This window comes from Pseudomonas sp. Pseusp9 (assembly GCF_059491265.1).
This window is the reverse complement of sequence record NZ_CP168500.1, coordinates 6,043,812-6,062,016: the sequence shown is the minus strand read 5'-3', so window position 1 is coordinate 6,062,016 and position 18,205 is coordinate 6,043,812. Positions and strand designations below refer to the sequence as shown.

Annotated in this window: 15 protein-coding genes and 1 riboswitch; of the genes, 5 read left to right on the top strand and 10 right to left on the bottom strand. The window is 61.1% G+C overall.

Features of this window, described 5'->3' with window-relative positions; all coding sequences use genetic code 11:
* Positions 1–45: 45 nt before the first annotated feature.
* The 4 genes from rhlE2 to ahcY form a co-directional block, all read right to left on the bottom strand.
* Positions 46–1,914, bottom strand: a complete 1,869-nt coding sequence (rhlE2, locus tag ACEN8E_RS27660; RefSeq protein ID WP_495590593.1) for an RNA helicase RhlE2 — start codon at positions 1,912–1,914, stop codon at positions 46–48.
* Between the two features lie 223 nt (positions 1,915–2,137).
* Positions 2,138–2,953 carry a substrate-binding periplasmic protein gene (locus ACEN8E_RS27655; protein WP_495590592.1) on the bottom strand — a complete coding sequence of 272 codons (816 nt, stop codon included), beginning with the start codon at positions 2,951–2,953 and terminating at the stop codon, positions 2,138–2,140.
* 193 nt (positions 2,954–3,146) lie between these two features.
* The gene (gene metF / locus ACEN8E_RS27650; protein ID WP_495590591.1) at positions 3,147–3,992 is read right to left on the bottom strand and encodes a methylenetetrahydrofolate reductase [NAD(P)H]; all 846 of its coding nucleotides are present in this window, start codon (positions 3,990–3,992) and stop codon (positions 3,147–3,149) included.
* Between the two features lie 158 nt (positions 3,993–4,150).
* Positions 4,151–5,560: an adenosylhomocysteinase gene (gene ahcY, locus ACEN8E_RS27645; RefSeq protein ID WP_085716412.1), complete on the bottom strand. Its 1,410-nt coding sequence runs from the start codon at positions 5,558–5,560 to the stop codon at positions 4,151–4,153.
* Between the two features lie 23 nt (positions 5,561–5,583).
* A riboswitch (S-adenosyl-L-homocysteine riboswitch) is annotated at positions 5,584–5,686 on the bottom strand.
* Positions 5,687–5,884: 198 nt separating this feature from the next.
* Here ahcY and ACEN8E_RS27640 point away from each other — a divergent pair.
* Positions 5,885–6,289, top strand: coding sequence for an acyl-CoA thioesterase (locus ACEN8E_RS27640; RefSeq protein ID WP_056853937.1), 405 nt, complete (start codon positions 5,885–5,887; stop codon positions 6,287–6,289).
* A gap of 154 nt (positions 6,290–6,443) precedes the next feature.
* Here ACEN8E_RS27640 and ACEN8E_RS27635 read toward each other — a convergent pair whose 3' ends face one another.
* Positions 6,444–7,613: an MFS transporter gene (locus tag ACEN8E_RS27635; protein ID WP_495590590.1), complete on the bottom strand. Its 1,170-nt coding sequence runs from the start codon at positions 7,611–7,613 to the stop codon at positions 6,444–6,446.
* 331 nt (positions 7,614–7,944) lie between these two features.
* Here ACEN8E_RS27635 and ACEN8E_RS27630 point away from each other — a divergent pair, with 331 nt between their 5' ends.
* Together ACEN8E_RS27630 and ACEN8E_RS27625 are read left to right on the top strand one after the other, a co-directional pair.
* Complete coding sequence (locus ACEN8E_RS27630; RefSeq protein WP_495590589.1) at positions 7,945–8,778, top strand: EamA family transporter; 834 nt, start codon at positions 7,945–7,947, stop codon at positions 8,776–8,778.
* 50 nt (positions 8,779–8,828) lie between these two features.
* The gene (locus tag ACEN8E_RS27625) at positions 8,829–9,212 is read left to right on the top strand and encodes an MAPEG family protein (RefSeq protein ID WP_495590588.1); all 384 of its coding nucleotides are present in this window, start codon (positions 8,829–8,831) and stop codon (positions 9,210–9,212) included.
* A gap of 113 nt (positions 9,213–9,325) precedes the next feature.
* On the opposite strand, the gene mltA is transcribed toward ACEN8E_RS27625, so the two are convergent.
* On the bottom strand, positions 9,326–10,510 hold the full coding sequence (gene mltA / locus ACEN8E_RS27620; RefSeq protein ID WP_495590587.1) for a murein transglycosylase A: 1,185 nt from the start codon (positions 10,508–10,510) through the stop codon (positions 9,326–9,328).
* A 128-nt stretch (positions 10,511–10,638) separates the two neighbouring features.
* Between mltA and ACEN8E_RS27615 the strand changes: the two genes are divergently transcribed.
* Positions 10,639–11,088 carry a c-type cytochrome gene (locus ACEN8E_RS27615; RefSeq protein ID WP_429366833.1) on the top strand — a complete coding sequence of 150 codons (450 nt, stop codon included), beginning with the start codon at positions 10,639–10,641 and terminating at the stop codon, positions 11,086–11,088.
* A gap of 129 nt (positions 11,089–11,217) precedes the next feature.
* On the opposite strand, the gene ACEN8E_RS27610 is transcribed toward ACEN8E_RS27615, so the two are convergent.
* The 4 genes from ACEN8E_RS27610 to ACEN8E_RS27595 all read right to left on the bottom strand — a co-directional run bounded on the left by ACEN8E_RS27610 (position 11,218) and on the right by ACEN8E_RS27595 (position 15,874).
* Positions 11,218–11,613, bottom strand: coding sequence for a DUF1090 domain-containing protein (locus ACEN8E_RS27610; protein ID WP_085716416.1), 396 nt, complete (start codon positions 11,611–11,613; stop codon positions 11,218–11,220).
* Positions 11,614–11,710: 97 nt separating this feature from the next.
* Positions 11,711–13,390, bottom strand: coding sequence for an NAD-dependent DNA ligase LigB (gene ligB, locus ACEN8E_RS27605; RefSeq protein ID WP_495590586.1), 1,680 nt, complete (start codon positions 13,388–13,390; stop codon positions 11,711–11,713).
* Between the two features lie 279 nt (positions 13,391–13,669).
* The gene (gene metK, locus ACEN8E_RS27600; protein ID WP_057398198.1) at positions 13,670–14,860 is read right to left on the bottom strand and encodes a methionine adenosyltransferase; all 1,191 of its coding nucleotides are present in this window, start codon (positions 14,858–14,860) and stop codon (positions 13,670–13,672) included.
* 18 nt (positions 14,861–14,878) lie between these two features.
* Positions 14,879–15,874, bottom strand: coding sequence for an ArsR/SmtB family transcription factor (locus ACEN8E_RS27595; protein WP_495590585.1), 996 nt, complete (start codon positions 15,872–15,874; stop codon positions 14,879–14,881).
* A 262-nt stretch (positions 15,875–16,136) separates the two neighbouring features.
* On the opposite strand from ACEN8E_RS27595, the gene tkt reads away from it, so the two are divergent.
* Positions 16,137–18,134: a transketolase gene (gene tkt / locus ACEN8E_RS27590; RefSeq protein ID WP_495590584.1), complete on the top strand. Its 1,998-nt coding sequence runs from the start codon at positions 16,137–16,139 to the stop codon at positions 18,132–18,134.
* The last annotated feature ends 71 nt before the right edge of the window (positions 18,135–18,205 follow it).

Below are 18,205 nucleotides of genomic sequence, written 5' to 3'. Positions count from 1 at the left end.
TGCCCCGGATCTTTCGATACGGGGCATTTTTATTGCGGCGATAACTCAGCGATTGCGGGTCAGCAGCGCTGGTTTTTCACCACGAGGACGGCTTGGCAGTTGATCCAGTTGCTCAGGAGTCGGGAAGCGGTCGGCTTTCGATTCCTTGTGCATGATCTTCGGTGCCGGGCCACGCGGGTTCTGCACGGCCGGCTCGGAGCGCGACTGGTCGTCACGGGCCGGGCGGCGATTGCGCGAGTCTTCGCGGCGGGCCTGGCCGTCGCGCGGTGCGCCACTGCGTGGGCCGTTGCGCTTGGCCGGTGGGGTGCCGGTGCTGGCGCCCTCGCTGTTGCGCGGACCGCTCTGGCGACCTTGTGGCTTGCCGGAACGCGGAGCACCCGAACCTGCTGCGGTGCCTTGTGCCGGAGCACCCGGACGGCGGCCACGGCCTTGCGCGGGTTTCTGCTGCGGCACGTAGTCGACGCGATTACCGAAGTTATCGATGTCGTCGTCCAGGAACTCGTCCGGGGCACGGTCAGCGGCGGCGCGTGGTGGTTGGCTCGGACGCTGTTCGCGTGCCGGAGTACCTTCACGAGGCTTTTGCTGACGGGCAGGTCGCTCACCGCGCTCACCCGCCGGTTTTTCCTTGCCCTTGTCCTTGCCTTTGTCCTTGCGACCGCCACCGCCACCGCTGCCGTTCGGACCGTCGCCACGCGGGCCACGCGGATTGCGTGGGTTACGCATGTCCGGACGCTCGCGCACTTCAGGTTTCTCGGCTTCCACGGCGCTGGCATCGAAGCCCATCAGGTCGCCATCGGCGATTTTCTGCTTGGTCATGCGTTCGATGCTTTTCAGCAGTTTTTCTTCGTCCGGGGCGACCAGGGAGATCGCCTCGCCCGAACGACCGGCACGGCCGGTACGACCGATGCGGTGCACGTAGTCTTCATCGACATTCGGCAACTCGAAGTTGACCACGTGTGGCAACTGGTCGATGTCCAGGCCGCGGGCGGCAATGTCGGTGGCCACCAGGATGCGCACAGTGCCGGCCTTGAAGTCGGCCAGGGCCTTGGTGCGGGCGTTCTGGCTCTTGTTGCCGTGGATCGCAACGGCGCTCAGGCCGTGTTTGTCCAGGTACTCGGCCAGGCGGTTGGCGCCGTGCTTGGTGCGGGTGAACACCAGCACCTGTTCCCAGGCACCGGCGGTGATCAGGTGAGCCAGCAAGGAACGCTTGTGGCTGGCCGGCAGGCGGAATACGCGTTGCTCGATGCGCTCGACCGTGGTGTTCGGCGGAGTGACTTCGATGCGTTCCGGGTTGTGCAGCAGCTTGCCGGCGAGGTCGGTGATGTCCTTGGAGAAAGTCGCCGAGAACAGCAGGTTCTGGCGCTTGGCCGGCAGACGCGCCAACACTTTCTTCACGTCATGGACGAAGCCCATGTCGAGCATGCGGTCGGCTTCGTCCAGCACGAGGATTTCCACGTGGGACAGATCGACGCTGCCTTGGCCGGCCAGGTCGAGCAAGCGGCCGGGGCAGGCCACCAGCACGTCTACGCCGCGGGACATGGCCTGAACCTGCGGGTTCATGCCGACACCGCCGAAAATGCAGGCGCTGACGAACTTCAGGTCACGGGCATAGACCTTGAAGCTTTCATGCACTTGGGCTGCGAGTTCGCGGGTGGGGGTCAGGACCAGTACGCGCGGCTGGCGCGGGCCGTGACGCTGGGATTTGTCCGGGTGACCGTTGGGGAACAACCGCTCCAGGATCGGAAGGGCGAAACCGCCGGTTTTACCAGTACCTGTCTGTGCCGCGACCATCAGGTCGCGACCTTGCAACACGGCGGGAATGGCCCGCTGTTGCACCGGAGTAGGCTCGGTATAGCCCGCATCTTCGATAGCGCGGACCAAAGCCTCGGAGAGACCGAGGGAAGCAAAGGACATGAGTAATCCTGTTTTAGTTAGGGCTTGGCCCAATGGGAGTCTTGCCTGGCGCGAATGGCGTTTAAGAAGACGCTATCCCGTCCGGTCCTGCTGGGTCTCGAAGGCTCGCCTGCAAGCGCTCGCGCGGGCTGTGAAGCTGCGCAGTAGCGGGGTTGAGATGCCTTGAACGATTCCGAGCGTCCGGGCGTGAGCCTGGCGGGAAGGCCGGAGTATAACAGAGCAATCACTGTGCGCTGCTTTCCTGCTGCTCAACGGTTTTTTCCACGGCAACCGTGGCTTTTTCAGTCCTCACGCTGGCGGCCGGTTCCGCGCCATAGCGGGCACTCAGTTCAGCGTAGGCGGGTTCGCGCTTGAAGCGTTTGAGTTCGGCACCAAAACGCTGCACGAGCAGGTCCATGCCCGCATTGCGCCGCACCGCCAGAAACTGGCTTTGCTGGCTGATGATCGTGGGGTTTTCGGTGATCTTGTCGCGGATGCCCAGTTCATCGAGCAAATGCTGGCCGACTCGGCGGTCGGTAATCAGCAGGTCAATCCGCCCACGCACCAGTTTGCCGAAGTTGGCTTCATGGGTGGGGGCCGGTTCGCGGGTGAACAGCGTCGAATCACTGAAGTCCTTGCTGTACAGGTAACCCGGCGAAGTGCCGATGGTCAGGCCGCGCAAGTCATCAAGGGTGCGAAACGGATGGGGCCGGTCATTGGCGTAGAACATCACGAACTGGACATCAGACAGCGGTTCGCTGGGGTAGAGCAGGGTCGCATCACGCTCATCGCTGTGAAAGATGTCCAGTGCGCCGTCGGCCTGGCCTGACTCAAGCATCGACAGGCAGCGTTTCCATGGCAGGAACTGCCATTCCACTTCGATGCCCAGGCGCTTGAAGACAATGGCGGTGGTTTCGTAGTCCAGGCCCAGTGAATTGCCGTTGTCTTCATACACATAAGGTGCCCACGGCTCCGTGACAATGCGCAGCTTCTCGCCCCAGGCGGCGAAGCTCAGGCAAGTGAAGACAAGCACGGCGGTTAATTGCGTGATCAAAGGCATGTGCTTGAGATTACGACGAGAAACAGGAAAGAGCCAGAAACTGACCGCAGATGCTCTAACTCCGTGGATTGCCGCACATTAGTGGTTCGTTGAAAGCAAAAGATCGCAGGCTGCGAAAGCTCCTGAAGGAGCTTTCGCAGCCTGCGATCCATTGATCTTGCTATTGGCTTTCAGCGTTGAGCTGGCAATTGCTTCAGCGCGGCAGCTTCAGGTTATTCCACACTGCCAGGCTCGCTTCAGCCTGGTTCAGCGTGTAGAAATGCAGCCCTGGAGCGCCACCTTGCAGCAGTTGTTCGCACATCTCGGTGATGACCTGTTCGCCAAAGCGCTGAATGCTCTGGGTGTCGTCGCCGTAGGCTTCCAGTTGCTTGCGGATCCAGCGCGGGATTTCCGCACCGCAGGCATCGGAGAAGCGCGCCAGCTTGCTGTAGTTGGTGATCGGCATGATGCCCGGCACGATCGGGATATTCACACCCAACGCCCGTACGCGTTCCACGAAGTAGAAGTAGCAGTCGGCGTTGAAGAAGTACTGGGTGATCGCACTGTCGGCGCCAGCGTTGGCCTTGCGCACGAAGTTGGCGACATCGTCTTCGAAATTGCGCGCTTGCGGGTGCATTTCCGGGTAGGCAGCGACTTCGATGTGGAAATGATCGCCGGTTTCTTCACGAATGAATTCAACCAGGTCATTGGCGTGGCGCATTTCGCCACTGGCCATGCCCATGCCGGAAGGCAGGTCACCGCGCAGGGCAACGATGCGCTTGATGCCGGCTGCCTTGTACTGGGCCAGCAGACCGCGCAGGTCGTCTTTACTGTCGCCCACGCAGGACAGGTGCGGAGCGGCAGGGATTTTGACTTCGCTTTCGAGCTGCAACACGGTGTTCAGCGTGCGATCACGGGTCGAACCGCCGGCGCCATAGGTGCAGGAGAAGAAATCGGGGTTGTAGGCAGCCAGCTGGCGAGCAGTGGCGAGCAGTTTTTCTTGCCCGGCATCGGTTTTCGTAGGGAAGAACTCGAAGCTGTAGCGACGTTCTTGGGACATGGTCATATCCTTGGAAACACGTAAAGCGGACGCTGGCCCCTGTAGGAGCGAGCTCTGCTCGCGAAAAACGCCAGGACAACGCATTTATCCAGACAACACGCGTAATCGTTAACGTCCATCGCGAGCAAGCTCGCTCCTACAGAGGATGAGCAGGCCGATCAGTAGCGGTAGGCGTGCGGCTTGAACGGACCTTCGACGGTCACGCCGATGTAGTCGGCCTGGGTCTTGGTCAGTTGAGTCACTACGCCGCCGAAGCCACGGACCATTTCCAGGGCCACTTCTTCGTCGAGTTTCTTCGGCAGTACTTCCACGGTCAGGCGCTCGGCTTTCTGGGCTGGCGACAGGTCGGCGTACTTCTGGCCGAACAGGAAGATCTGCGCCAGGACCTGGTTGGCGAACGAACCGTCCATGATGCGGCTCGGGTGGCCAGTGGCGTTGCCCAGGTTAACCAGGCGGCCTTCGGCCAGCAGGATCAGGTAGTCGTCGTTCTGTGGGTCGAAATCACCAGCGCCGGTACGGTGGATCTTGTGCACCTGTGGCTTCACTTCTTCCCATGCCCAGTTCTTGCGCATGAAAGCGGTGTCGATTTCGTTGTCGAAGTGGCCGATGTTGCAGACAACGGCGCGCTTCTTCAGGGCTTTGAGCATGTTCGAGTCGCAAACATTGACGTTGCCGGTGGTGGTCACGATCAGGTCGATCTTGCCCAGCAGTGCCTTGTCGATGCTTGCTTCGGTACCGTTGTTGATCCCGTCGATGAACGGCGAAACCACTTCGAAACCGTCCATGCAGGCTTGCATGGCGCAGATCGGGTCGACCTCGGAGACTTTAACGATCATGCCTTCCTGACGCAGGGACTGAGCGGAACCCTTGCCCACGTCGCCGTAGCCGATCACCAGCGCTTGCTTGCCGGACAGCAGGTGGTCGGTACCGCGCTTGATCGCATCGTTCAGGCTGTGACGGCAGCCGTACTTGTTGTCGTTCTTGCTCTTGGTCACCGAGTCGTTGACGTTGATGGCCGGGATTTTCAGCTCGCCCTTGGCCAGCATGTCCAGCAGGCGGTGAACGCCGGTGGTGGTTTCTTCGGTTACGCCGTGGACGCGATCCAGTACTTGTGGGTACTTCTTGTGCAGCAGCTCGGTCAGGTCGCCGCCGTCGTCGAGGATCATGTTGGCGTCCCATGGCTGGCCATCCTTGAGGATGGTTTGCTCCAGGCACCACTCATACTCTTGTTCGGTTTCACCTTTCCAGGCGAAAACCGGGATGCCGGCGGCGGCGATGGAGGCAGCGGCCTGATCCTGAGTCGAGAAAATGTTGCAGGACGACCAGCGCACTTCGGCACCCAGGGCAACCAGGGTTTCGATCAGCACGGCAGTCTGAATGGTCATGTGGATGCAGCCGAGGATCTTCGCGCCCTTGAGCGGTTGCTCTTCGGAATACTTGCGACGCAGACCCATCAGGGCTGGCATTTCGGATTCGGCGATGATGGTTTCGCGACGGCCCCAGGCAGCCAGGGACATATCGGCGACTTTGTAGTCGGTAAAATCTGCAGGCGTGTTGACAGCGCTCATGAAGAGCCTCCATTCGTAATGTATGCGAATGGGCGCCGTTGTGCGTTTAGTGTCGGGCCGATCAAGGCCTGGCAACGCCCCATCCGAGCCTGACAGGTCTAGCCTGCTGCAGCGCCCCTCGGACAGGTGGCGGGAAAACGGTATCAAGTAGAGGTTACCGTTTTGAAACGGGGGCGATTATAGCGGGCTATGCTGATCTTCCAAAGCGTTTCTGTCAGTCAATGTCCGAACGGTAATCGCGACCATAGTCGAAGCTTGATAGAGCTCTAGCCCGGGCTCTGCCATGATGCCGGGCATCAATCGGCAAGATGGTCAGGAGTGCATATGAATTTCCACACCCGCAAATGGGTAAAACCCGAAGACCTCAACCCCAACGGCACTTTGTTCGGCGGTAGCCTGCTGCGCTGGATCGACGAAGAAGCGGCGATCTACGCCATCGTCCAGTTGGGCAACCAGCGAGTAGTGACCAAGTACATTTCCGAAATCAATTTCGTCAGCGCCTCGCGCCAGGGTGACATCATTGAACTGGGCATCACGGCTACCGAATTCGGCCGCACCTCGATCACCCTGACGTGTGAAGTGCGCAACAAGATCACCCGCAAGAGCATCCTCACCGTTGAAAAAATGGTGTTCGTGAATCTCGGTGAAGACGGCTTGCCGGCACCTCACGGCCGAACCGAGATCAAATACGTCAAGGACCAGTTCAAGGACGACGCCAGCGTCGAATGATGCAAGTCCTGTAGGAGCGAGCCTGCTCGCGATGGACTTGAGAGCACCACTGGGTGTCAGGTACCCAGTGTTATCGTTAACGACCATCGCGAGCAGGCTCGCTCCTACAGAACGGAATACCCGTCGTAGCTAAATAACCCGCCACTGGTGATGCTCAACCCACCACATCAAGCACAGCCGCACCGCGCCGCTGGCGATAGATGAAGAACAGCGCAGTCATTACGGTCAGCCCGCTGACCAGCGCACCGGTCCACGGCAAGTCCGCCAGATCCGCGCCGCTGGCCACCACCAGTCCGCCAATCCATGCCCCGGCGGCGTTGCCGAGGTTGAAGGCGCTCTGGTTCAAGGTCGAACCCAGGTTCGGTGCTTCATGGGCCTGATCGATGATCAGCAGTTGCAGAATCGGGCACAGGGCAAAGGCAAACGTTCCCCACAACACCAATGTGATGGCCGCCGGGATCACCGAATGGCTGGTTTGCTTGAATGCCGCGAGCACTAACAGCACCGCCAGTGCCATGCCTACCAGCGAGGGCAGCAAACGGCTGTCCGCCAGACGGCCACCGAGCATGCTGCCGGCGGTCAAGCCAACGCCGAACAACAGCAGCATGAGGGTGACACCGTGGGGGCTGACGCCGGTGATGTCCTGCAGGATAGGCGCGATGTAGGTAAAAACGCTGAACAGGCTGGTGGAGGCCAGCACACTCATGCCCAGGGCCAGCAGTACGTTGGCCTTGCCCAGCACCTTGAACTCGCTGGCCAGGTTGGCTTTATCCATCCTGATGTTTTTCGGCAGCCAGACCCATTGCGCAATCGCGGCCAGCACACCGATCACCGACACCGCCCAGAAGGTCGAGCGCCAACCAGCGAGTTGCCCGAGTGCGGTGCCCAGTGGCACGCCGAGGACGTTGGCCAGAGTCAGGCCGGTGAACATCATGGCAATCGCCTGAGCCCGTTTGTTGGGAGCTACCAACCCGGCGGCCACCACCGAACCAATACCGAAAAATGCGCCGTGGCACAGTGCCGTGATCACTCGCGCGGCCATCAGCGTGGCGTAATTGGGCGCCAGCGCGCAGAGCATGTTGCCGAGGATGAACATCAGCGTCATGCCCAGCAGGGTGGCCTTGCGCGGCATGTTGGCGGTGCCGACGGCGAGGATCGGTGCACCGAACACCACGCCCAGGGCATAGCCGGTGATCAGCAGGCCGGCATCGGGAATGCTCACGCCGAGGTCGCGGGCGACGTCGGGCAGCAGACCCATGATGACGAATTCGGTAGTGCCGATGCCGAAGGCGGCAACAGCGAGGGCAAGTAAAGCGAGTGGCATGCGCAAGGTCTCTGTCGGTAGTCTTGACGCTGTGATCAGGCATACGCAGGCCAACGACCGTTCTCGACGAGAGCGGGCCGGGCAGAATTTTTATTGGAATTAGTCTGTGCGCAACTGAGTGCGGCGTGGTCGCTTGCAGTATAAACAGCCACTGACATATGGCGAATCAATTCTCTACCTGCCCCCTGTAGGAGCGAGCTTGCTCCGGGCGGCGTTCCGACGATGGACGTCAACGAATACGCGTGCTTACTGCTTGAGCGCGTTGCCCTGACGTTTTTCGCGAGCAAGCTCGCTCCTACAAGGATCGTGGAGACAACATAAGGAGTAGGCCGTGCTTGCAACGGCGTTGGTGTTGGTGGCGGCGCTGTTGCATGCGGCGTGGAATACCCTGATCAAGTTCAGTGCGGAGCGGCTGTTGGTGGTGGCCTGCATGGACAGCGTGGCGCTGCTCTTTGTCGCGCTGATGTTGCCGTTCCTGGCCGTGCCGCCACTGGAGATCTGGCCGTGGATTCTGGCATCGGCGGCATTCGAGCTGCTCTATCGCTATTTGCTTATCCAGGCCTATCGGGTCGGCGACCTCGGGCTGGTGTATCCGCTGATGCGCGGTCTGTCACCGTTGGTGGTGCTGGCGCTGACGTTGATCTTTGCCGGGGAGGTGCTGACTCATCAGCAGATTTTCGGAATCCTGCTGATCCCGTTCGGCATGCTGTGCCTGCTCTGGCAGGGCGGCGGCGGTGCGCGTTTGCCGTGGTCGATGCTGCCGGTGGTGGCGTTGATCGGCCTGTGCATCGGTTGCTACACCTACATCGACGGCCAGGCGTTGCGGCGTTGGTCCCATCCGCTGGATTACCTGGTCTGGGTCACGTTGCTGAGCGCCTGGCCGTTTCCGTTGCTGGCCTGGGTACGCAAGCGTCCGGCGTTCAAGTTGTTCTGGCGCGAGCAATGGCGGCTGGGTCTGGCGGTCGGGTTCTGCGTGTTGTTCAGCTACGCTTTGGTGCTGTGGGCGATGCAGATGGGTTCGATTGCCGAGGCCGCAGCGCTGCGCGAGATCAGTGTGATTCTGGTGGTGCTGTTCGGCATGCGCTACTTGAAGGAACCCTTCGGCCGGCCGAGGCTCCTGGCTTGCGGGTTGGTACTGATCGGCATACTGGTGATGAAGTTTTGATCGCCCCCGATGGAATTCGACTCTCTGAAACCTGAAGAAAGGACGGCGTTATGACGGTGGCTCTGTGGTGCATTTTGATCGCGATTTTCCTGCCGTACGTGTGCACGTGGATCGCCAAGCTCAGTGGCGGGTTCAGGCTCAAAGACAATCATGACCCTCGGGGCTTTCTCGATAATCTGGAAGGCATCGGCAAGCGGGCGAATGCCGCGCAACTGAACAGTTTTGAAGTGATTCCGGCATTCGCCGCTGCGGTGATCGTGGCGCATCTGGCCGGCAATGCAGAACTTGTGACGATCAATGTGCTGGCCGTGCTGTTCATTACCAGCCGCCTGCTCTACATCATTTGCTACCTGGCGGACTGGGCGACGCTGCGGTCGCTGGTGTGGTTCGTGGGGATGGCGTTGATTACGGCGTTCTTCGTCGTGTCAGTCTGAATTTTCACCGCCTGTGAGGGCCTCTTCGCGAGCAGGCTCGCTCCCACATGGATTGTGCAAAACCTGTAGGAGCGAGCCTGCTCGCGAAAGCTATTCAACTGCCAATACTGCTCTCAGGGTTTTGTCTTCTCGGTATCAGCCACCTGCGGCACTTGCGGCAGCGCAGCACCCTTGGGCCAAAGCATCCAGATCTGCCCCTGTTGTTTCATGTCCCCGGCCAGTTGCCCGGCCGCATCGCCGGTGCCCCAGAACAGATCCGCCCGTACCTCGCCGGCAATGGCGCCGCCGGTGTCCTGTGCTGCCACGGGGCGAACCAGGGCGGTGCCGTCCGGCCTGGTGGTGGACAGCCACAACAGGCTGCCCAGCGGAATCACCTTGCGATCCACCGCCGCGCTGTAACCGGCGGTCAACGGTACGTTCAGCGAACCGCGCGGGCCTTCGTTGCTGTCCGGATTGCGGGTGAAGAACACGTAGCTGGGGTTGCTGCCGAGCAGTTCGGGAATCCGCGTCGGATTGGCCTTGGCCCAGGTGCTGATGGCACCCATGGTCACGTCTTCTTTTTTCAATTCGCCCTGTTCCACCAGCCAACGGCCGATCGGTCGATACGGATGGCCGTTCTGGTCGGCGTAAGCGATACGCAACTGGCGGCCATTGTCGAGCTGGATACGACCCGAACCCTGGATTTGCAGGAACTGCAGGTTCATCGGATCGGTCAGCCAGGCCACGACCGGTGCCTTGACCCCTTTGCTTTCGATGGTCGCCGCATCGTCGTACGGCTTGAGTACGCGACCTTCGAGTCGACCGCGCAGGCGCTTGCCCTTGAGTTCCGGGTAGATGCTGTCGAGGGCGACGACGATCATGTCTTCGGGGACGCCATAGACCGGGACATTGGCAGCGCCAGTCTGGGTCAGGCTGCCGGGATAGACCGGTTCGTAATAGCCGGTGATCAAGCCGTTGGGGTTGTCGTTGGCGGCGCGCAGGCCATAGACATCGAGGTTCTGTTTGAGGAAACCGCGAATGTCGCCGGCGGTTTGCGGCACGTTGGCAGCCGCTGCGCAGGTGCCGCCCCAGACCGGGTCGGCCTTGAGGCGGGTGCAGGCGCTGCGCCACGAACCGAAGCCGGCGACCAGGTCGTTGTCGGACACCGCCGGCAGCGCTTCCCATGTGGCACTGGAGTAGGTGGCCAGGGCATGGGTTTTCGGTTGTTTATTTTCGCCACCGGTGCAGCCTGCGAGCAGGGCCACCATCGGCAGGGTCCAGGCCAGGCTGTGACGCCATGCCTTGAAACGGCTGTTCATGGAGTGATTCCTTTGCCGGTTGCCTGGGCGCTCCATGCGCTCAAACAACCCTTGTTGATAATAGGGCTATTGGTCTTTGCCGATGACGCGAGGATACTGGCCGCCGTTTCCCGTGACCTGAAGCCACCATGACTCTTAAAAGACTTTCTGTTGTATTGCTGGCCTGCCTGACGTTGTCCGCTTGTGGCGGCGTCGACCCCAACTCGCCGCTCGGCCAGCGCAAGAGCATTTTCAAACAGATGCTCAAGACTGGCGAAGACCTGGGTGGCATGCTGCGTGGGCGCATTCCGTTCGATGGCCCGAAGTTCGCCGAGGGCGCGGTGAAGCTCGATGCGCTGTCCCGTGAGCCGTGGCAACATTTTCCGCAGGTCCGTGAGGAAGATCACACCAGCGCCAAGAGCGATGTCTGGGAACAGCAGGCGCGCTTCCAGGGCATGGCCCGTGACCTTGAATCCGCCACCGGTGAATTGGTGATCGCCAGCCAGGTTCAACCCTACAAGGCCAGCAACCTGGGGCCGGCGGTGCAGAAGGTCGAAGATGCGTGCAGTGCGTGTCATAAGGCGTTTCGGGATCATTGATTGGCGTTGACCGGTTCGACGTCTTCGCGAGCAGGCTCGCTCCCACGGTGATTGCGTTTCCCTGTAGGAGCGAGCCCGCTCGCGAATGCTGAGTGGATAGCGCCAACGATCTTCGGGGCTTGCCAGGTCTTACTTGTCCAACTCATCCAGAGCGTCCTGCAATTCCTTGCGGGCATCGGCCAGTTTGTCTTTGCGCTTGTTGATCTTGTCGGGGTCGCCTTTGCTCATGGCCTTGTCGAGGTCCGCCTGACGCTTGCTGACTTCGTGCCTGGCGTCGAGCACTTTGTTTTCCCGTTCCTTCTTCAGCGAGGCGTCGGTGCAATTCGCTTCGACTTCGCTCAGGGCTTTTTCCAGGCCTGCCTGCTGGTCGGCGTTGCCGTGGACCTTGGCCAATTCGATCTGGTTGACGATACCTTGCTTCTTGGCGGCGCAACCGGTCAGCCCGGGTGCTTCTTCATCCGCCATCAGCGGGGTGGCCAGTACGCTGCAAAGGGTCAACAGGGCGAGCGGTGAAAGAAATTTCATAAAAGCTCCATGTAAGAATGCAAGCGGGCCGGTGTGGCGATGGCTTGTTGGAGCCCGGCGGTCCACTTTGGGTTCCCGCTGGGCGCAGGGCCGGCCGCTAAAAGCCGTCAATCCCCGCATCACGTAACGTTTTACTCAAGGCCATGACCTGCGGATCGCGGAAAAAAGCGTTCAACTGCGCCGCGCGTCCTGGCCCGATACCAGCCTCGGCCCGCCATTGTTCGATGTCTCGCTGCGCCAGTGCCTGCCATGAATCACCGGTGTGCGCCTGACCTGTCGGCGGCATTCCCAGGGCTTTCAGCCAGTGCGCGAACGGGCGCTGTCGGGCCAGGTTGAAGCTGTCTGCAAGGCGAGTCGCGCTGCGCTCGCCGAAACCGTCAATGGTAGCAAGCTCTTGGGCATCGAGGGTCAACCAATCCAGCAGACCGTTCAGGCGGCCTGTTGCAAGAAGTTTTCCCCAAGTGCCCGGCCCCACATTGGGCAGCGCCAGCCCTTGTTTGCCGCTGAGCCAGGTGAGGCGTGCGAGAAACTGGCTCTCACAGCCCGGAGTCGGTTGCCAGCAACTCAAAAAATGAAAATCGGTCGCCAGCGGCACGTTCAATTCGGTGCGTTCGCTGCTGCGCAACACAACGCCATCGAGCCTGGGAATAGTCAGCCCGGCCAGGCTGATGGCGACCTGGTCGCCCGGACGTATGTCCAGTGCCTGCCAGCGTTGCAACGAGCTGACACTGACGCGTTTGATCTGCCGGTCATCGAGCGTCAACGGGGTCAGTTCAAGTACCGGAGTGATCCGCCCGGTCCTGCCGATCCTGAAATCAACCTGGCGGACTTCGGCCAGCGCTTGGGCGAAGGGGTATTTCCAGGCGATGGCCCAGTAGGGTGACTTGGCCTGCCAGCGTTCGGCGGCCGGGCGCTGGTTCTGGCGCAGGACGATGCCGTCGCTGGCAAAGGGCAGGGGGGAGCGGTACCAGTGTTCGCGCCAGCGTTCGGCATCGATGACGGAGGTGATTGGCTGGCTGTATGCCGTGGTACTCGGGAAGCCCAGCGCACTCAGTGCCGCGGCACGCTCGGGCACGCTCGCCGGCCCTTGGGGCCAATCCCAGACAAACAGATCGATTTCGGCGGCCTGTTCGGGGCTCAAGACCTTGCGCGCCATCAGGCCCGCCACCGTGCCGCGAGCGTTGAGGCTACCAGCCCGGGCCTGCACATGATCGGTCAGGCGCCAATACAGTTCGCCTTGCACGAGCAAGTCCCGGGCTTGCGACAGGCGTTGCGGGATGCCCGGAATCTGCCGTGCCGGAGTCGTCCAGTCCTTTCCGCTTTCGCCGTCGCCACGGCTGACTGCCTGGGTCAACACCCCGTCACGGTAAACCAGGGTCACCGCCACGCCATCGATTTTCGGCTGGGCCCAGACGTCCACCCGGCCATGCAGCCATTTTTCAACGGCTGGGCGATCGTGCAGTTTGTCCAGGCCGGTGTGGGCGATGGGGTGGCGCAGCGTGCCGCGTGCAGTGCGCAAGGGGTCTGCGGGCGGGGCCAGATTGAAGCACTGGCGCCATTGGGTGAGTCGCACACGGGACTGGTCATAGAGTTCATCGGCGACCAGTGAGCGCCCCAGGCGGTGATAGCTGTCGTCCCAGAGGTCGATTTGCTGTTGCAGCTTGCCGACTTCGTTCAGGGCGCGTTCGGGCGGCCAGTCAGGGCAGTCGGCGGCGCTGGTGGTCAGGTGGGCAAAGGTCAGTAGAGTGGCGAGAAACAGGCGCAGGTCGGGAAGCATCTTGAGCGTCCTTGCTCGGTGAGGTGCGTGAAGGCTAGGTCAGTATCGGTTGGCATGGCGGGCGGGGTTTTTACTGAGTGTTGCTGGTGACTGGACGGGCCTCTTCGCGGGCAAGCCCGCTCCCACAGTAAGCGCTGGTGCTCACAAATCATCTGACCCACTCATAACTCTGTGGGAGCGGGCTTGCCCGCGAAGGTCGCGATGCGGTGTAAAGCGAATGCCAATAAAAAGCCCCGCAGGGCGCGAACCGTGCGGGGCTTCGGGTGTAGCGGGGAAGTCTTACAGGCCGGCAGCAGCACGCAGGGCGTCGGCGCGGTCGGTTTTTTCCCAGGTGAACGTGGTGAAGGTGTCTTCGCCAACGGTCTTGGTTGCCGGGGTACGACCGAAGTGGCCATACGCAGCGGTTTCCTGATACATCGGGTGCAGCAGGTCGAGCATGGTGGTGATTGCGTATGGGCGCAGGTCGAACACTTCGCGGACCAGCTTGATGATCTTGTCATCGCTGATCTTGCCGGTACCGAAGGTGTTCAGCGAGATCGAAGTCGGCTGGGCAACGCCGATGGCGTAGGACACTTGAATCTCGCAGCGCTCGGCCAGGCCGGCAGCAACGATGTTCTTGGCCACGTAACGACCGGCGTAGGCGGCCGAACGGTCAACCTTCGATGGATCTTTACCGGAGAACGCGCCACCGCCGTGACGGGCCATGCCGCCGTAGCTGTCGACGATGATCTTGCGACCGGTCAGGCCGCAGTCACCCACCGGGCCGCCGATGATGAACTGGCCGGTCGGGTTGATGTGGAACTGGGTGTCTTTGCTCAGCAGTTCGGCAGGCAGCGCGTGCTTGACGATCAGCTCCATCACGGCTTCGCGCAGGTCTTTGTAGGAGACTTCAGGGTTGTGCTGGGTCGACAGGACTACCGCGTCGATACCGACAACCTTGCCGCCTTCGTAACGGCAGGTGACCTGGGACTTGGCGTCCGGACGCAGCCAAGGCAGCAGGCCGGATTTACGGGCCTCGGCCTGACGCTGCACAAGCTGGTGCGAGAAGGTGATCGGTGCTGGCATCAGCACGTCGGTTTCGTTGCTGGCATAGCCGAACATCAGGCCCTGGTCGCCGGCGCCCTGATCTTCAGGTTTGGCACGGTCAACGCCCTGGTTGATGTCAGGGGACTGCTTGCCGATGATGTTCATCACGCCGCAAGTGGCGCCGTCGAAACCAACGTCGGAGCTGGTGTAGCCGATATCGCAAATCACATCACGAACGATCTGCTCCAGGTCGACCCAGGCGCTGGTGGTCACTTCACCTGCAACGATGGCCACGCCGGTCTTGACCAGGGTTTCCACCGCTACGCGAGCGTGTTTGTCCTGGGCAATGATGGCGTCCAGCACTGCATCGGAAATCTGGTCGGCGATTTTGTCCGGATGCCCTTCAGACACGGACTCGGAGGTGAAGAGGGAGTATTCGCTCATCTCGATGTTTTCCTGAATTTACCGATGGTGAGTGTCGCCAGCCGGTCGCTGAAAATGGCGGACCTGGATCTGGAAACCATTGCGTAAGCCTACATAGAGGCTTTCCCCGGGAGCGAGTCCCGCAGCGGTGGCCCAACGGGCCAAATCGTCCTGTTCAAACCCCAGCCAGAGATCACCGCAGGCCTCCTTGGCCCAACTCTGGTTGTGGCTGCATAACTCTGTCACTAACAGGCTACCGCCTGGTTGCAGCAAGCGGGCCATGTGCTTGAGCGCATCGGCCGGCGCGGCAAAATGGTGCAGTACCATGTTCAGTACCACGCAATCGGCCTTGAGGCTGACGCCGTTCAATGCATCGGCCAATTGCAGGCTGACGTTTGTCAGCTTGTCGCGTTCGCAGACCTGGCGCGCCAGTTCGAGCATCGCGGTGCTGTTGTCCAGCGCCGTGACTTGCGAGAAGCGGCGCGCCAGTTCCGGCAGGAATGCGCCATCACCGGGACCGACTTCAATGGCCGTGGCGTCTTTGTCGAAGCTCAACTTGTCGAGCAAGGCCACCACGCTTTCGCGGTATTGCGGCAGGCCGGCGATCAAGTCTTGCTGGGCGCGAAACTTCTCCGCTACCCGTGAGAAAAAGTCCTGGCTGGCGGCCGCGCGTTGCCCATGGACCTGGGCGATGCGCGACTGTACGTCGGTCGGCAGCGTCAGGTTGTCCACTTCTTCGAGCAGGGCTGCGTGCAATTTGCCGCCCAACAGATCGGTGTGGGGCAGGGCGCGGCGGTAGAAAATCGCGTTGCCTTCGCGGCGGGTTGCCACCAGGCCGGCCTGGGCCAGTACCTTGAGGTGGTGGCTCATGCCTGACTGGCCGATGCCGAAGATCTGCGCCAGCTCCAGCACGCCGAACGAGTCGTTGGCCAGTGCGCGCAAAACATTCAACCGCAGGGGATCGCCGCCAGCCTTGCACAAGGCCGCCAGCTCATCGCAATCGTCATGTTGAATGGAGGGCACGCGTAAATTCATAAGGCCGGCAGTCTAGTCACGGGTCGAAGGCATCGCAAGAGCAATATCAAAAAGTTTTGATATTGCTCGATAGATGGCACTTCCTGACGTCAGGTTCAGTCAACCAAGCCGGAGCAGAAAGGTTTCACCACGTTAATACGTCGTTATCCATTGGAAAAACGCCTCCAGATGACTATCTGTCATTGCCCCGAGGCGTCCGGGTGAGGGAAAATGCTCACCTTTTTTCCGATTCGTTTTATTCAAGTCCCCCAGGAGAACAGCGATGCCTAGCCGTCGTGAGCGTGCCAACGCCATTCGTGCCCTCAGCATGGATGCCGTGCAAAAAGCCAACAGCGGCCATCCCGGTGCCCCAATGGGTATGGCGGATATCGCCGAGGTGCTTTGGCGCGACTACCTCAAGCACAACCCGAGCAATCCATCGTTCGCCGACCGTGACCGCTTCGTGCTGTCCAACGGCCACGGCTCGATGCTGATCTACTCGCTGCTGCACCTGACTGGCTACGACCTGTCGATCGACGACCTGAAACAATTCCGCCAACTGCACAGCCGCACCCCGGGCCACCCGGAACTCGGCTACACCCCGGGCGTAGAAACCACCACCGGTCCACTGGGCCAAGGCCTGGCCAACGCCGTGGGTTTTGCCCTGGCTGAAAAAGTCATGGCGGCGCAGTTCAACCGTCCCGGCCACAACATCGTCGACCACCACACCTATGTGTTCCTGGGTGATGGCTGCATGATGGAAGGCATTTCCCACGAAGTCGCTTCCCTGGCCGGTACCCTGGGCCTGGGCAAGCTGATCGCCTTCTACGATGACAATGGCATCTCCATCGACGGCGAAGTCGAAGGCTGGTTCACCGACGATACGCCAAAGCGTTTTGAGTCCTACAACTGGCAAGTGATCCGCAATGTCGACGGCCACGATCCGGAAGAGATCAGGACGGCGATCGAAACTGCGCGCAAAAGCACGCAGCCAACCCTGATCTGCTGCAAGACCACCATCGGCTTCGGTTCGCCGAACAAGCAAGGCAAGGAAGATTGCCACGGCGCCCCGCTGGGTGATGCGGAAATCGCCCTGACCCGTGCGGCGCTGAAATGGACCCACGGTCCGTTCGAAATCCCGGCCGATATCTATGCCGAGTGGGATGCCAAGGAAGCCGGTAAAGCTGTGGAAGCCGAGTGGGACCAGCGTTTCGCTGCCTACTCCGCGGCATTCCCTGCCGAAGCCAACGAGCTGGTGCGTCGTCTGAGCGGCGATCTGCCGGCGGACTTCAGCGAAAAGGCCTCGGCCTACATCGCCGAAGTGGCTGCCAAGGGCGAAACCATCGCCAGCCGTAAAGCCAGCCAGAATGCCCTGAACGCATTCGGCCCGCTGCTGCCTGAATTCCTCGGCGGTTCGGCTGACCTGGCCGGTTCCAACCTGACTCTGTGGAAAGGCTGCAAAGGCGTCACCGCCGAAGACGCCAGCGGCAACTACATGTACTACGGCGTGCGCGAGTTCGGCATGACCGCGATCATGAACGGCGTTGCCCTGCACGGCGGCCTGGTGCCTTACGGCGCGACCTTCCTGATGTTCATGGAGTACGCCCGCAACGCGGTGCGCATGTCGGCCCTGATGAAGCAGCGCGTGATCCACGTCTACACCCACGACTCCATCGGTCTGGGCGAAGACGGCCCGACTCACCAGCCAATCGAGCAGCTGGCCAGCCTGCGCTGCACGCCGAACCTCGACACCTGGCGTCCAGCCGACGCCGTTGAATCGGCGGTGTGCTGGAAATACGCACTGGAGCGCAAGGACGGTCCTTCGGCCCTGATCTTCTCGCGTCAGAACCTGCAGCACCAGACCCGCAATGCGATTCAGATCGAAGAGATCGCGCGTGGCGGTTACGTGTTGAAGGACTGCGCAGGCGAGCCTGAGCTGATCCTGATTGCCACCGGTTCGGAAGTCGGCCTGGCCGTTCAGGCCTTCGACAAACTGACCGAGCAAGGCCGCAAGGTACGTGTGGTTTCCATGCCATGCACCAGCGTGTTCGATGCCCAGGACGCCGGCTACAAGCAATCGGTCCTGCCGTTGCAGGTCAGCGCCCGTATCGCCATCGAAGCTTCCCATGCCGACTACTGGTACAAGTACGTGGGCCTGGAAGGTCGCGTGATCGGCATGACCACCTACGGCGAGTCGGCGCCTGCGTCGGCCTTGTTCGAAGAGTTCGGCTTCACCCTGGAAAACATCCTGGGTCAGGCTGAAGAACTGCTGGAAGACTAAGCACGACGCGGTGGTTTCATGACCACCGCGGTCCCCTGTAGGAGCGAGCTTGCTCGCGATGGTCGTTAACG

Excerpts from the sequence above, each read along its gene's own strand:
- ACEN8E_RS27655 (WP_495590592.1), bottom strand. The coding sequence starts at position 2,953 with ATGCCTTTGATCACGCAATTAACCGCCGTGCTTGTCTTCACTTGCCTG.
- ACEN8E_RS27640 (WP_056853937.1), top strand. The coding sequence starts at position 5,885 with ATGAATTTCCACACCCGCAAATGGGTAAAACCCGAAGACCTCAACCCC.
- ACEN8E_RS27595 (WP_495590585.1), bottom strand. The coding sequence starts at position 15,874 with ATGAATTTACGCGTGCCCTCCATTCAACATGACGATTGCGATGAGCTG.
- mltA (WP_495590587.1), bottom strand. The coding sequence starts at position 10,510 with ATGAACAGCCGTTTCAAGGCATGGCGTCACAGCCTGGCCTGGACCCTG.
- ahcY (WP_085716412.1), bottom strand. The coding sequence starts at position 5,560 with ATGAGCGCTGTCAACACGCCTGCAGATTTTACCGACTACAAAGTCGCC.
- ACEN8E_RS27625 (WP_495590588.1), top strand. The coding sequence starts at position 8,829 with ATGACGGTGGCTCTGTGGTGCATTTTGATCGCGATTTTCCTGCCGTAC.
- metK (WP_057398198.1), bottom strand. The coding sequence starts at position 14,860 with ATGAGCGAATACTCCCTCTTCACCTCCGAGTCCGTGTCTGAAGGGCAT.
- metF (WP_495590591.1), bottom strand. The coding sequence starts at position 3,992 with ATGTCCCAAGAACGTCGCTACAGCTTCGAGTTCTTCCCTACGAAAACC.
- ACEN8E_RS27610 (WP_085716416.1), bottom strand. The coding sequence starts at position 11,613 with ATGAAATTTCTTTCACCGCTCGCCCTGTTGACCCTTTGCAGCGTACTG.
- tkt (WP_495590584.1), top strand. The coding sequence starts at position 16,137 with ATGCCTAGCCGTCGTGAGCGTGCCAACGCCATTCGTGCCCTCAGCATG.
- ACEN8E_RS27635 (WP_495590590.1), bottom strand. The coding sequence starts at position 7,613 with ATGCCACTCGCTTTACTTGCCCTCGCTGTTGCCGCCTTCGGCATCGGC.
- rhlE2 (WP_495590593.1), bottom strand. The coding sequence starts at position 1,914 with ATGTCCTTTGCTTCCCTCGGTCTCTCCGAGGCTTTGGTCCGCGCTATC.
- ligB (WP_495590586.1), bottom strand. The coding sequence starts at position 13,390 with ATGCTTCCCGACCTGCGCCTGTTTCTCGCCACTCTACTGACCTTTGCC.
- ACEN8E_RS27615 (WP_429366833.1), top strand. The coding sequence starts at position 10,639 with ATGACTCTTAAAAGACTTTCTGTTGTATTGCTGGCCTGCCTGACGTTG.